The organism is Mycobacterium sp. MMS18-G62, from assembly GCF_053877835.1.
Genome location: NZ_CM132662.1, coordinates 4237252 through 4250122 on the forward strand (window position 1 = coordinate 4237252; position 12871 = coordinate 4250122).

Consider the following 12871-nt stretch of genomic DNA (forward strand, 5'->3'; position numbering starts at 1 on the left):
CCGCTCCGTCGGTCGCCACACCCTGTTCGAACACAGGTGAGTCCAGCTTTGCACACTACGATTTAGGCGTGGCAGTCGTCGTCGGACATTCGACCGTCGTGCACACCAGCCTGGGAGATCTGCGCGGCACGACCGAAGGCGGCGTCGGGGTGTGGCGTGGCGTTGCGTATGCCGAACAACCGGTGGGAGAGCGCCGGTTTCTGGCGCCCGCCCCAGCCGAGCCGTGGAGCGGTGTGCGCGATGCGCTCGAACACGGACCGCTGCCCCCGCAGAGCAAGTCGTTCGTCGGCGGAGGCCGCGACGACCCGAAGGTTCGTGACGAGGCCTGCCTGACACTGACCGTGTGGTCGCCGGATACCAGCGGCTCGCTGCCGGTGATGGTATGGATTCCCGGCGGGGCGTTCGTCTACGGCGCCGGGCAGTTCCAGCTGTACAACGGCTCGCGGCTGGCCGCCAACGGAAATGTGGTGGTGGTCAACGTCACCTACCGGATCGGGGTGTTCGGTGGATTCGAGCTGTCCGACCTCGGTGACGGCTTCGACGACAACCTCGCGCTGCGTGATCAGCTCGCGGCCCTGCGCTGGATCCGGGACAACATCGCCGCATTCGGGGGAGACCCGGACCGGGTGACGGTGTTCGGCGAGTCGGCCGGTGCGACGTCGGTGCTCGCATTGTTGGCCAGTCCTGCGGCGGACGGCTTGTTCAGTCGTGCGATCGCGCAGAGTCCCGCGCTGCCGCTGATCGCCGACCGTGAAGTGCGGGCCAAGCGCGCCCACGAGTTTCTGCAGCGGCTCGGCGTCAGCGCGGCTGAGGTCAAAGGGCTGCCGCAACGGGATCTGCGCCGCGCCGCAGGACGGCAGCAGCTGAAGAGCTCCTCGAGCACGCCGACGCTCGCCTACGGGCTGACCTACGGCGTCGACCTGCTGCCGAGCCATCCGGTGGACGCCGCCCGCGCGGGCACGCTGAACCGGGTCCCATTGATCATCGGCACCAACAGCCACGAGGCCTCGATGTTCGCGTGGACCAAGCCGCCGATGCTGCCGACCACCCCGGCGTCCATCGACGCCTACTTCGACCGCGTCGCACCCGACGCCAGGGAGCGGGTGCTGGCCGCGTATCCGGATTACCCGCGACGCAGGGCGCTGGTGGCGTTCGGCTCCGACGTGATGTTCGGCGGGCCGGCGTGGGCGTTCGCCGACGCCTACTGCGCGCATGCGCCCACGCATATGTACCGGTTCGACCATTTCGGCTGGAGCCTGCGGATGCTTGGTCTGGGCGCCACCCACGGCAGCGAGATCGTGCACATCCAGCACAGCTACGCCTCGTTCATCGGGCGCAAGCTGCATCCGCTCGGGCGGCGACTGCAGCCGTCCGTCGGCAGGCGCATGCAGCGGGCGTGGCTGGACTTCGCGGCCAAGGGCTGGGATACACGCGAAATCCATTGGTCCAATGGGCACGATTGGCCCGTGTACGACACCGACAACCGGTTCACCCGCATCATCGGTTCCGCCCGCGACACGGTGGTCTCTGATCCCGACGCCGAGCGGCGCAAGGCGTGGGCCGGACTGTACTGATCTGCCATGAGATTTCTGGTGCATCGTCTGATCGGCCTGCTCGGCGTCGTGCTGCTCGCGGGGTGCGGGCAGGGCGGGCCTTCCGGCGGGACGTCGAGCACGACCAGTGTCGTCCCGCGCCCTGCGCCGCCTGCCGCCTCGTACGCAAAAGCGCCGTGCCCCAACCCCATTTACACCGGCCTGCCGCAGCTGGACCTCGGACCCGGCGTGGAGTGCGGCTACCTGACCGTGCCCCAGAACCGCGCCGATCCGAACAGCAGGAAAATCAAGCTCGTCGTCGTGACCCTCAAGACGACATCACCGGACCCCAAGCCCGATCCCGTGCTCTACCTTGCCGGCGGTCCCGGCGGCACACCGTTGTTCCATAACTTCGACAACTGGCAGCTCGACCGCGATCTGATTCTGCTTGGCCAGCGCGGCACGATGAAGGACGACCCGTTCCTGGCGTGCCCGGAAGTCGACCAATTCCTCGTCAAGGCAGTCGGAATCGGCGCGGAGAACCCTGCCTACGCGCAACAGAGCGCGGCGGCCGTGCGGGCATGCCGCGACAGAATCGCCAAGGACGTCATCGACGTCGCGGCCTACAACACCACCGAAAGCGTTGCCGACGTCGCCGACCTGCGCACCGCGATGGGCATCGACCAATGGAACATCTACGCCCTCTCGTACGGCACCGACCTTGCGCTACAGGTGCTGCGTGACCGTCCCGACGGCATCCGGTCGGTGGTGCTCGATTCCGTGTTGCCGCCACCGGCCAACATCGTCGAATCAGGGTGGGACTGGGCGGCGCAGAGCTTCGCGGCGATCTTCGACGGGTGCGCGGCCGACCCGGCCTGCGGCGAGGCGTTTCCGGATGCGCGCGCGGAGTTCACCCGCATGGTCAACGAGCTGTCGGCCAGCCCGATCCGGGTGACCGTGGATGTCGGCGGCACACCCACCGACGTCGTCGTCGACGGGTACAAACTCGCCAGTGGCGTCGTGGTGGCCGCCGCCCAGACGCCGGGTCAGCTGGCCCGCATTCCGGCCATGATCCACAAGCTGGCCACCGGCGATCCGACTGACGTGGCCCAGGCGCTCGCGGCGGTCACGCCACCCAACATCCTCAGCCACGGCGTGATGTACAGCGTGCTGTGCCGCGAAGCCGTGGCGCGTACCAGCCCCGAGAAGGTGCTCGCCGCGGGCAAGCAGGCGCTACCGGATTTTCCCGACGCAGTCTTGAAGCTGCCCGCGCAGGTGCCGACGCTGTTCAGCGACTGCGAGCAGTGGTCGGTGCCCGCGGCACCGTCGTCGGTCTTCGAGCCGGTCCGCAGCGACGTGCCGGCCCTGCTGGCCAGCGGCGGCTTCGATTCCGCGACGCCGCCGCCGTTGGCCGAGGAGGCCGGTCAGACGTTGCCGAATTCACGCCACTACGTCTTCCCCGGCACCGGCCATGAGGTGGCGCTCAACACGTCCGAGGCTGCCGACTGCTTTCTTTCCGTGATGCGAAGCTTCCTCGACAATCCGGCCGAGTACAACGCCGATTGCGTTGCGACGCTTACTGTTCCACCGTTTCAGACGGGTTAGCCGGTGTTGGCGAAACGCTTCTCGGTGTAGCCGCGCAGGTTGTACAGGAACTTCTGGAAGGTTCGCGCCATCACGGGCCGGCCAAGCGTCATCCCGAGGCGCGCGGCAACACCTTTCGGTTTCATCGCCATCACCCACGTCAGGTTGCAGCCGCTTGCCGTAGGCACAATCCGATAATCCTCGGCGAATGCCGCGATGCTGCCGGTCGACGCCTGGTTGAACCGAAAAGCCATGTGCGAGTGGGGCTCCCAGGCCAGGAACTCTTCGTCGCCGACGATGCCGCCGCGCATGTCCACCGTCCGCGTGGTGCCGATACCGTGCGGCTGCGGGCTGGTCCACGTCACCTTGGTGATCGCCGTTGCCCACTGCGGCCACGACTCCGCGTCGTCAAGAACTTCGAAAAGCTGCTCGGGCGTGATCGACAGGTCGACCGTGCTGACGAACCGGAACGGCGCGTTGTCGATGAAATCCAGATCGACGCGTTCACATGCGTGCATGGCCATACACAGTAGAGGACGGTGTCTAGCCCGGTCCGTCGCTCGCCGCGGCGAGCAATGGCACGATGACCTCGCTGATCGGGGTCTCGAGCCCGTGCACGGCGGCCCTGCGCAGAATCACGGCGTTGCGGATGTCCCACTCCAGCGCGCGATCCGCCTCCCTGTCGGTGAGCATCGACGTGGTGATGTCGGTCGGGGACTTGGCCAGCATGTCGATGATCTCGTCGACGACTTGGTCGCCGAGGTTGGCGCCGTCGGCCCTGGCCACGGCGAGGCATTCGGCGAGATAGCGGCGGCCCAGTGCGGCGATGTCGTCGCGGCGGAAGACGCCGGCTCGCCGGCCTGTCAGCACCATGACGGCCACCGCCGCGTTGACCAGCAGCTTGCGCCACGCGGCGGTGACGAAGTCGGGGTCGAGTTCGACGGCCACGCCGGCACCTCGAAGGAGTTCCGCGAGCGTCGCGGCCGCGTCGGTGTCCGGCAGCACCAGCCTCGGCTCGGTGCGCACCCGGACCCACCGTTGCGGCTGCACCTCCGACGAGATCCACACCGCGGCTGGCACGACGGTCGACGACGGGCAGAACCGGCCCACACGTTCGACCTGCTCGACGCCGTTCTGCAACGCGCACACCACGGTGCGTTCGTCACACAGCCGCGCAAGCCATCCGGCGGCCTGCTCGTTCTGGGTGTCTTTGACGGCGATGAACACCACGTCCACCGGGCCGTCGACCTCTGCAGGGTCGGTGTGCACCGGGCCCGGCAGCGTGATCGGTTCGTGGTCGTCGGGGCGCACCTCGATCGAGTCCCGCGGAGTGTGCCCGCACAGCAGGACGGAATTGCCGGCTCTGTGCAGATAAGCCGCGACCGTCGCACCGATGGCGCCCGGTCCGATCAGCGCAATGCTGGTGCCCACGAAGGCCAAACTACCGGCGGTAGCGCCCCCACTACACTGTGGCAGTCGTCCTTCTGGCCCTTCACAAGGAGTTTTTGTGCTGCGCAGTCATGCCGCCGGTTCGTTGCGGACCACCGATGCCGGTCAGAAGGTGACCCTCGCCGGCTGGGTGGCGCGTCGCCGCGACCACGGCGGTGTCATCTTCATCGACCTGCGTGACGCGTCGGGGGTGACACAGGTGGTGTTCCGCGAGGGCGACGTATTGGCCCAGGCGCACCGCTTGCGTGCGGAGTTCTGCATCGCGGTCGACGGTGTCGTCGAGACCCGGCCAGAAGGCAACGCCAATCCCGAAATCCCCACGGGCGAGATCGAGGTCAACGCGACGTCGCTGACCGTGCTGGGGGAGAGCGCGCCGCTGCCATTCCAGCTCGACGAGCCCGCCGGCGAAGAGGCGCGGCTGAAGTACCGCTACCTGGATCTGCGCCGCGAAGGACCGGGCAGCGCAATCCGGCTGCGGTCCAAGGCAAATGCGGCCGCCCGCGAGGTGCTGGCCCGTCACGACTTCGTCGAGATCGAGACACCGACGATGACCCGGTCGACGCCCGAGGGGGCCCGCGACTTCCTGGTGCCGGCTCGGCTGCAGCCGGGATCGTTCTACGCACTGCCGCAGAGCCCGCAGCTGTTCAAGCAGCTGCTGATGGTGGCGGGGATGGAGCGCTACTACCAGATCGCTCGCTGCTACCGCGACGAGGATTTCCGCGCCGACCGGCAGCCCGAGTTCACCCAGCTCGACATGGAGATGAGCTTCGTGGACTCCGACGACGTGATCGCGATCTCCGAGGAGATCATCGCGGCCTTGTGGCGGTTGATCGGCTACGAAGTGCCGTTGCCGCTGCCGCGGATGACCTATGCCGACGCGATGCGGCTTTATGGCTCGGACAAGCCCGATCTGCGGTTCGGTCTGGAACTCGTCGAGTGCACGGACTTTTTCAAGGACACGCCGTTTCGGGTGTTCCAGGCTCCGTACGTCGGCGCTGTCGTGATGCCGGGAGGGGCTTCGCAGCCGCGACGCACGCTGGACGCCTGGCAGGAATTCGCCAAGCAGCGCGGTCATCGGGGCTTGGCGTATGTGCTTGTGGCAGAAGACGGCACGTTGAGCGGGCCGGTCGCCAAGAACCTGTCCGACGCCGAACGCGACGGGCTGGCCGCACATGTCGGCGCGTCGCCGGGCGACTGCGTGTTCTTCTCGGCGGGCCCGCCCAAGTCGTCCCGCGCGCTGCTGGGGGCGGTGCGCATCGAAGTCGCCAAGCGGCTGGATTTGATCGACCCCGACGCGTGGGCCTTCACCTGGGTGGTGGACCCCCCGCTGTTCGAGCCCGCCGACGAGGCCACCGCGCACGGCGACGTCGCTGTGGGGTCGGGCGCGTGGACAGCGGTGCATCACGCGTTCACCGCGCCCAAGCCGGAATTCTCCGACGGCATCGACTCCGACCCGGGAAGCGTGCTGGCCGACGCCTACGACGTGGTGTGCAACGGCAACGAGATCGGCGGCGGATCGATCCGTATCCATCGCCGCGACGTTCAGGAAAAGGTGTTCGCCGTGATGGGCCTGGACAAGGCCGAAGCGGAGGAGAAGTTCGGGTTCTTGTTGGAAGCCTTCATGTTCGGCGCGCCGCCGCACGGCGGCATCGCATTCGGCTGGGACCGCATCAACGCGCTGCTGTCGCGCATGGATTCGATTCGTGAGGTGATCGCGTTCCCGAAGTCGGGCGGCGGCGTCGACCCGCTGACCGGCGCACCGGCTCCGATCACGCAGCAGCAGCGCAAGGAGTCCGGAATAGATGCCAAGCCGGCGAAGCTTGAAGGGGCATGACGCAAGCACGCGACCCCGAGGGCATGAAGACGTTCAACGCCAAGATCGCCGAGGAATTCCGCGCGAACGACGGCAAGGTCGGCGGCCCTTTCGAAGATAACGAGCTGCTGCTTCTCACCACCACCGGTGCCAAGTCCGGCCAGCCGCGGGTGTCACCGCTGTCGTGCAAGCGCATCGACGGCAAGCTGGTGATCGTCGCCGGATACGGCGGCGCGGACATCAACCCGGCATGGGTGCACAACTTGCGCGCCAACCCTCGTGCACACATCGAACTTGGTACCGAGGCGTTCGATGTGACCGCGCGGGAACTGCCGCCCGCCGAGAGGGCCGCGATCATTCCCAAGCTCACCCCCGAGGTATCGGCCTTCGCCAAGTTCCAGGCGATGACCAGTCGCGTCATACCGATTTTCGAACTCGAGCCCGTCGATCCATGACGCTGCGCGTCGGGATCATGCTGCCCAGCCGCGAAACGGCGATGACGGGCAGGCACGACGCGCGGGGCCTGGTCGACTTTGCGAAAGCGGCTGAAGAGGCAGGGTTTGACTCGGTGTGGGCCGGCGACTCGCTGCTGGCGCGCACCCGCGCGGAGCCGTTGTCGATTCTTGGTGCCGTCGCCGCGGTGACTGAGCGGGTGGAGTTGGGTACGGCGGCGTTGATCGCGCCGCTGCGCCATCCGCTGCTGGCCGCGGCGCAGGCCGCCACCGTCGATCAGCTGTCCGCGGGCCGGCTGGTCCTCGGCGTCGGCTCCGGCGCCCCGCTGCCGGAAAGCCGACGCGAATTCGACGCAGTCGGCGTGCCGTTCGCCGGCCGTGGCAGACGCCTCGACGAGATGGTCGCGCTGTGGCGCGAAACATGGTGTGCACGAGGCGAATTCGCCGATGCGCTGCCACCAGCTCGCGCAGGCGGCCCGCCGGTGTGGCTGGCGGGCGGCGACACGACCAAGGCCATCGAACGGGTTTCGGCGGGTTACGACGGCTGGCTGCCCTACCTACCCGACGTGAATGCCTATGCGCGGGCGTGGGATCGGATTCGTGCGCAGGCCGTCAGGGAGGTAACGCCGGCGCTGTATGCGACCGTGAACCTCGGCGGCGGCCGCGCAGACGATGAGCTCGATGAGTACATGCGCGCCTACTACGGCCAGCCGCTCGACGTGATGCGATACGTCCAGGCGATCCGCGGTGGGTCCGTCGAGGAATGCCTGGACTGGTTGGCGCGCTATGTCGATGCGGGCGCGCGGCATCTGATTCTTCGGATCGGGTCGCTCAGCGGGCGCCCTGAATCCGTTGCTGAACAACTACTACCGGCACTGAAGGAGATTGGATCACCGTGACCGAAATACCAGACGCGGAAACCATGAAGGCGTTCAACAAGAGCATCGTCGACGAATTTCGCTCGAACGGTGGCAAGGTGGGCGGCCCGTTCGAGGGTGCGACGCTTCTGCTGTTGACAACCACGGGCGCCAAATCGGGTCAGCCGCGGTTGGCGCCGCTGGCGTACCTGACCATCGACGACAAGATGATCATCATCGGATCCAAGGCGGGTGCCGACACGAATCCCGACTGGGTGCACAACCTGCGGGCCAATCCGCGGGCGCACATCGAAGTTGGAACCGATGCGTACGACGTCGTCGCCCACGAGCTGCCGCGGGAGGAACGCGACGAGATGTATCCGAAGGTCGTGGCGCTCGCGCCGGGCTTCGGTGACTATCAGTCGAAGACGAGCCGAGTCATCCCGCTGTTCGAGCTGCAGCGGGCCTAGCGCGAACGAGAAGCCAGGGTCGTGAAAGGCACCGGATCACAACCCTGGCTTCTCGCTGGCGGCGTTACAGCCGCTCGATGATGGTGGCGTTGGCCATGCCGCCGCCCTCACACATCGTCTGCAACCCGTAGCGCCCACCACGCTGTTCGAGCGCGTTGACCAACGTCGTCATGATCCGCGCGCCGCTGGCGCCCAGCGGGTGTCCGATCGCGATCGCGCCGCCGTTGACGTTCGTCTTGGCCAGGTCCGCCCCGACATCGTGCGCCCACGCCAGCACCACCGGCGCGAACGCCTCATTCACCTCGAACAGGTCGATGTCGGCGAGCGTCAATCCGGCCCGCTGCAAGACCTTTTCGGTCGCGGGGATCACACCGGTCAGCATGTACAACGGGTCCGACCCGACGACCGTCGTCGTGTGAATGCGTGCCAGCGGACGAAGGCCGAGCCGCTTGGCCACCTCGCTCGTCGTGATCAGCACCGCCGCGCTGCCGTCGGACAGCGGCGACGAGTTGCCGGGCGTGATCTCCCAATTGATCTGAGGGAAACGGCTTTCGTACGCCGGGTTGTAGAACGCCGGCTTCAGACCCGCCAGGGTTTCGACCGTTGTTCCCGGACGAATGATCTCGTCGGTTGTCAACCCGTTCACCGGGGCCAGCTCGTTGTCGAACCGGCCCTCTTTGGTTGCGGCCGCAGCCTTTTCATGACTGCCAGCCGAGAATTCGTCGAGTTGCCGTCGCGAGAATCCCCACTTGGCGGCGATCAGCTCGGCGCTGATGCCTTGCGGCACAAGGCCGTCGGGATACCGCTGGGCCATCGCGCCGAACGGGTCGCTGCCGGGCAGCACGCTCGAGCCCATCGGCACCCGCGACATCGACTCGACGCCCGCGGCGACGACGATGTCGTACGCGCCTGCGATCACGCCCTGCGCGGCGAAGTGAATCGCCTGCTGGCTGCTTCCGCACTGACGGTCGACGGTCGTCCCGGGAACACTCTCCGGGAAGCCAGCGGCCAGCAGCCCGTTGCGTGCGATGTTGACGGCCTGATCGCCGACCTGGCTGACCGCGCCGGTGATCACGTCGTCGATCTGTACGGGGTCGATGCCGGTCCTGGCGACTAGCTCGCGCAGGCTGTGCGCGAGCAGGTCCACCGGCAGAACGTCATGCAGCGCGCCGCTGGCCTTGCCCTTTCCGATGGGGGTGCGTACGGCCCCGACAATGACTGCGTCACGCATTTTGTGCCTCCTGAACTCGACGCTGAGTAAAGCTTTCTACATCCAGCTATAACACCTAGGTATAGTGATAACAACCCAGGGAAGGGGTGATATCGATGACAGTGCTTCAGGGGAGGCTCGCCGACCGGGATGCCTGGTCGGCGGTGGGCGAGTGCCCGATCGAGAAGACGATGGCGCTGCTCGGTACGAAGTCCGCGATGCTGATCATGCGGGAGGCGTATTACGGCACCACCCGGTTCGAGGACTTCTGGCGGCGCGTCGGCATCACCAAGGCCGCGGCGGCGACGCGTCTGAATGAACTCGTGGACGCGGGGCTTCTCGAGCGCCGCCCCTACAAAGAGCCCGGACAGCGCAGCCGCGACGAGTATGTGCTCACCGACGCGGGCCGCGATTTCATGCCCGTGGTGTGGGCGATGTTCGAGTGGGGCCGGCGTCACCTGCCCAACAACGCACGGCTTCGGCTTGCCCACGGCGGTGACTGCGGCGCGCAAGCCACCGTCCAGATTCGCTGTGAGCGTGGCCACCGTGTGCCCCCCGACGAGCTGGCGGTCCAGCTGGTGAGAAGCCGACCCGAAGCAAATTGACAGCTGAAGGAAACCGAACGGCGGAATGCCCACGGCTACGGTGAGCCATGGCAAATACCGAAGCACACCCGGCGCAGCACGGGTTCATCCCGCCCAAGCTGCCTATGCCGATCAACCCGGCGCTCGCCAAGCACGCCGAGGCCCGTGCCGCAAACATTCAGAACCGGATAGCCGACGTGATCACGCGGTTCGCAGGCTCGATGGCGTTCGTCTACTTCCACATCCTCTGGTTCGCGGTGTGGATCATCTTCGGCATCGAGGGCTACCCATTCGGCCTACTGACGATGGTCGTATCGCTTGAAGCGATCTTCCTGTCCACCTTCGTGATGATCAGCCAGAACCGCGCGGACTTTAAGCGCCAAGCCGCCGCGGATCTGCAGTGGAAGATGGTCCAGGAAGAAGACCAGCAGAACAAGCAACTGCTCGAGCTGTCGAACCAGATCCTCGAACTGACGAAGGCGATTCACGCCCACACGAAGGCGACTAGTCGGTGAAGCAGTAGGAATCGCTGGACGCGTCGCCGCCCTGCAGCCGAGTCTGGTGTACGCGCAGTCCGCGGAAATCGTCGCCGTGTGGGAAGAAGCCTGCGTTCGCAGCGAGCCCGCCGTTGGGTGACGCATCGAACTGAGCCATCCACGCGCCGACGCCGTCGGGGTAGAAGACCTCGTCCCAGGCCGCGTACAGCGAGTTGGTGGCGTACACCCGGCGGCCGTCGCGGCTGATCTCCACCATTTGCGGACCACCGGCGAGCGGCATGTCCGGGGCCGCGGGATGCGGCTGACGCCCCACCACACCGCCAAGCCGAACCGACGCCGTTTCACGAGGACGGAACGGGTCGCTGACGTCGAACTGCTTGAGTTCGCCTGTGCCCCAGCAGGATACATATAGCCAGCGATCGTCGACCGATAGATCGATGTCGGATACCAGCGGCGGGACCGCGCCGAACGGTTGCAATGCAGGCGGCAGGTTCTCGGCCTCAGCGGGCTCGGCCGGGATCGTGATCACCTTGTCGACCGCCCACCGGTCGCCGTCGCGATGCCACAACCACACCGATGCGGACAGATCCTCGACGCTGATCACCACCCCGACAAAGCCCCACGCCTTCGTCGGATCGTGGGCCGGGCGCAGTTCGAGCACCATCTGATGCTGATCGCCGAGATCCACGCGTTGGGTCAGCGTGCCCTCGGACATGCTCCAGAAGTTCACATGGTGTCCGAACTTGCGCCCCAGCAGATCCTCGGGATTCAACCCGTTCTCGATCATCGACGGCCTTGCCCACTCCGACGTGATCGCCGTGTCCTGGCGCAGATGCCACCACACGTCGTAGGCCAAGCGTTGCTCGCCGCGGTCGCGCTCCCACGGACCGATCACCTCGAAGGTGTCGTGGTCGAGCAGCGCAACACCGCCGGGACCGTCGTCGCCGTTGGGGCCGCCCAACGCGGACATGAAGATGCCGCCCGGCCCGCAGTGCACGGTGTGCGGGCGCGAGTATCCGGCCTTCGCGGCCAGTTCGTCAGCACCAATCGTGTGTGTTACCACGGGGTTTCGCGGATCCGGCTTGGTGTCGAGCACGTAGGTGTTCGACGATCGGATACCGGGCACAACGAGGTAGCGTCGCTCCATCGCATGGCTGTCGTGCCCCTCGTGACACAGCGCGCTCGAGCATGCGTTCCAGCCGAAGTGGTGAAGTTCGTTTCCTGCCGTCGGCAATTCCGACCAGCCGACCACTTGGCCGCGGGCCGATGAGTTCGGGTCGCAGTCGACCACGGCAATGGCGTCTTTGCGCTGATCGGTTGGGTCGAACGCGGCGACGTAGGCGAGTTGCTCGGGAGCTGCCGCGACAGCAGCACCCGGGCTGCGGTAAAAGGTGGGATCTGTCGCAGGCATGCCTGTAGATGATCCTCTGACGCGGGCGCAAATATTCGTCGTTCGACAGGAAGGGTCTCGCCGATAGGGTGCACCCGTGCTGCATTTGCGGGTGATCGCGCCGACCGAACTGCGCGAACCGGTCATCGATCTGCTGACGGAGAATCCGGGCGTCACCCACCTGGTGTTCCACCGCGACGCCGCCCTCGATCCTCGGGGCGACGAGATCACCGCCGACATCGCCAGGGAATCCGCCAACGATGTGGTGGACGGGCTCAAGGCGCTCGGAGTCAAGGAACGCGGGGCCATCACGCTGGACGTGATCGACACGGTCTTGTCGACCCGCGCCTACCGGGCCGAGGAGAAGGCCGTCGGGGACCCTGCCGACGCCGTTGTCTGGGACGAGCTGGCCGCGCGTACCCGCGAAGAGTCCACGCTCAACGTCACGTATCTGACGTTTCTGTGCCTCGCATGCCTGATCGCGGCGGTCGGCGTGGTCACCGATTCGCCGGTGACCGTCGTCGGGGCGATGGTCGTGGGCCCCGAATTCGGCCCACTGGCCGCGTTGGCGGTGGCCCTGGTGCGGCGGCGGATGTACCTCGCCCGCCGCGCCGCGATCGCCCTGCTGGTCGGATTCCCGCTCGCGATGCTCGTCACAGGCGCCGGTGTGCTGGCAGGGGAGGCGATCGGGTGGATCGAGGTGACCAACATCCGCGAGCTGAGCGAGGTCGACTTCATCTTCCAGGTCGGACCCTTGTCGTTCGTCGTGGCCCTGTTCGCAGGGGCCGCCGGGATGCTCTCGCTGGTGTCCGCCAAATCGGCTGCCCTGGTAGGGGTTTTCATCTCGGTGACGACGGTGCCAGCGGCGGGCTTCGCCGTCGTCGCGGCCACCGTCGGCGACTGGGACGTCGCCGCCAGGTCGGCGGCTCAGCTCTTGGTCAACCTCACCGGCATCGTGATGGCCGGCGTGATGGTGTTGTGGGTGCGGCGGCTCGCCGACTGACGCAATGCGCGCGCAATGCGGTTGTGGTGG

At 66.8% G+C, this 12871-nt stretch carries 13 protein-coding genes; 9 read left to right on the plus strand and 4 right to left on the minus strand.

Annotated elements, in window-relative coordinates; translation table 11 throughout:
* The first annotated feature begins 68 nt into the window (after positions 1-68).
* Entirely contained in the window at positions 69-1574 is a 1506-nt protein-coding gene (locus tag ACWW36_RS21180; RefSeq protein WP_456137933.1) for a carboxylesterase/lipase family protein, read from the plus strand.
* Positions 1575-1580: 6 nt separating this feature from the next.
* Positions 1581-3137: an alpha/beta hydrolase gene (locus ACWW36_RS21185; RefSeq protein WP_456137934.1), complete on the plus strand. Its 1557-nt coding sequence runs from the start codon at positions 1581-1583 to the stop codon at positions 3135-3137.
* On the opposite strand, the gene ACWW36_RS21190 is transcribed toward ACWW36_RS21185, so the two are convergent.
* Positions 3134-3640, minus strand: a complete 507-nt coding sequence (locus ACWW36_RS21190) for an SRPBCC family protein (RefSeq protein ID WP_456137935.1) — start codon at positions 3638-3640, stop codon at positions 3134-3136. The two genes, ACWW36_RS21185 and ACWW36_RS21190, sit on opposite strands and share 4 nt — an antisense overlap.
* Positions 3641-3659: 19 nt before the next feature.
* Positions 3660-4547 (minus strand): oxidoreductase, encoded by an 888-nt coding sequence (locus ACWW36_RS21195; protein WP_456137936.1) that lies wholly within the window; start codon positions 4545-4547, stop codon positions 3660-3662.
* 76 nt (positions 4548-4623) lie between these two features.
* Here ACWW36_RS21195 and aspS point away from each other — a divergent pair, with 76 nt between their 5' ends.
* Genes aspS through ACWW36_RS21215 form a run of 4 tightly spaced genes read left to right on the plus strand, consistent with a single transcriptional unit; the run spans position 4624 to position 8157 of the window.
* A complete protein-coding gene (gene aspS / locus ACWW36_RS21200) occupies positions 4624-6399 on the plus strand; it encodes an aspartate--tRNA ligase (RefSeq protein WP_456137937.1) in 1776 nt (591 codons plus the stop codon).
* Complete coding sequence (locus tag ACWW36_RS21205; protein WP_456137938.1) at positions 6396-6833, plus strand: nitroreductase family deazaflavin-dependent oxidoreductase; 438 nt, start codon at positions 6396-6398, stop codon at positions 6831-6833. Before aspS ends, ACWW36_RS21205 begins: the two co-directional genes overlap by 4 nt.
* Entirely contained in the window at positions 6830-7729 is a 900-nt protein-coding gene (locus ACWW36_RS21210) for an LLM class flavin-dependent oxidoreductase (protein WP_456137939.1), read from the plus strand. The genes ACWW36_RS21205 and ACWW36_RS21210 overlap by 4 nt, the downstream gene beginning before the upstream one ends.
* Positions 7726-8157, plus strand: a complete 432-nt coding sequence (locus ACWW36_RS21215; protein WP_456137940.1) for a nitroreductase family deazaflavin-dependent oxidoreductase — start codon at positions 7726-7728, stop codon at positions 8155-8157. Before ACWW36_RS21210 ends, ACWW36_RS21215 begins: the two co-directional genes overlap by 4 nt.
* A 64-nt stretch (positions 8158-8221) precedes the next feature.
* Here ACWW36_RS21215 and ACWW36_RS21220 read toward each other — a convergent pair whose 3' ends face one another.
* On the minus strand, positions 8222-9388 hold the full coding sequence (locus tag ACWW36_RS21220) for a thiolase family protein (RefSeq protein ID WP_456137941.1): 1167 nt from the start codon (positions 9386-9388) through the stop codon (positions 8222-8224).
* Positions 9389-9483: 95 nt separating this feature from the next.
* Here ACWW36_RS21220 and ACWW36_RS21225 point away from each other — a divergent pair, with 95 nt between their 5' ends.
* Positions 9484-9972 (plus strand): winged helix-turn-helix transcriptional regulator, encoded by a 489-nt coding sequence (locus ACWW36_RS21225; protein ID WP_456137942.1) that lies wholly within the window; start codon positions 9484-9486, stop codon positions 9970-9972.
* Positions 9973-10019: 47 nt separating this feature from the next.
* Positions 10020-10466, plus strand: coding sequence for a DUF1003 domain-containing protein (locus ACWW36_RS21230; protein WP_456137943.1), 447 nt, complete (start codon positions 10020-10022; stop codon positions 10464-10466).
* On the opposite strand, the gene ACWW36_RS21235 is transcribed toward ACWW36_RS21230, so the two are convergent.
* Positions 10456-11859, minus strand: a complete 1404-nt coding sequence (locus tag ACWW36_RS21235; protein ID WP_456137944.1) for a selenium-binding protein SBP56-related protein — start codon at positions 11857-11859, stop codon at positions 10456-10458. The two genes, ACWW36_RS21230 and ACWW36_RS21235, sit on opposite strands and share 11 nt — an antisense overlap.
* Before the next feature lie 76 nt (positions 11860-11935).
* Between ACWW36_RS21235 and ACWW36_RS21240 the strand changes: the two genes are divergently transcribed.
* On the plus strand, positions 11936-12841 hold the full coding sequence (locus ACWW36_RS21240; RefSeq protein ID WP_456137945.1) for a DUF389 domain-containing protein: 906 nt from the start codon (positions 11936-11938) through the stop codon (positions 12839-12841).
* Positions 12842-12871: the final 30 nt, after the last annotated feature.

Excerpts from the sequence above, each read along its gene's own strand:
- ACWW36_RS21185 (WP_456137934.1), top strand. The coding sequence starts at position 1,581 with ATGAGATTTCTGGTGCATCGTCTGATCGGCCTGCTCGGCGTCGTGCTG.
- ACWW36_RS21190 (WP_456137935.1), bottom strand. The coding sequence starts at position 3,640 with ATGGCCATGCACGCATGTGAACGCGTCGATCTGGATTTCATCGACAAC.
- ACWW36_RS21205 (WP_456137938.1), top strand. The coding sequence starts at position 6,396 with ATGACGCAAGCACGCGACCCCGAGGGCATGAAGACGTTCAACGCCAAG.
- ACWW36_RS21210 (WP_456137939.1), top strand. The coding sequence starts at position 6,830 with ATGACGCTGCGCGTCGGGATCATGCTGCCCAGCCGCGAAACGGCGATG.
- ACWW36_RS21220 (WP_456137941.1), bottom strand. The coding sequence starts at position 9,388 with ATGCGTGACGCAGTCATTGTCGGGGCCGTACGCACCCCCATCGGAAAG.
- ACWW36_RS21225 (WP_456137942.1), top strand. The coding sequence starts at position 9,484 with ATGACAGTGCTTCAGGGGAGGCTCGCCGACCGGGATGCCTGGTCGGCG.
- ACWW36_RS21230 (WP_456137943.1), top strand. The coding sequence starts at position 10,020 with ATGGCAAATACCGAAGCACACCCGGCGCAGCACGGGTTCATCCCGCCC.
- ACWW36_RS21235 (WP_456137944.1), bottom strand. The coding sequence starts at position 11,859 with ATGCCTGCGACAGATCCCACCTTTTACCGCAGCCCGGGTGCTGCTGTC.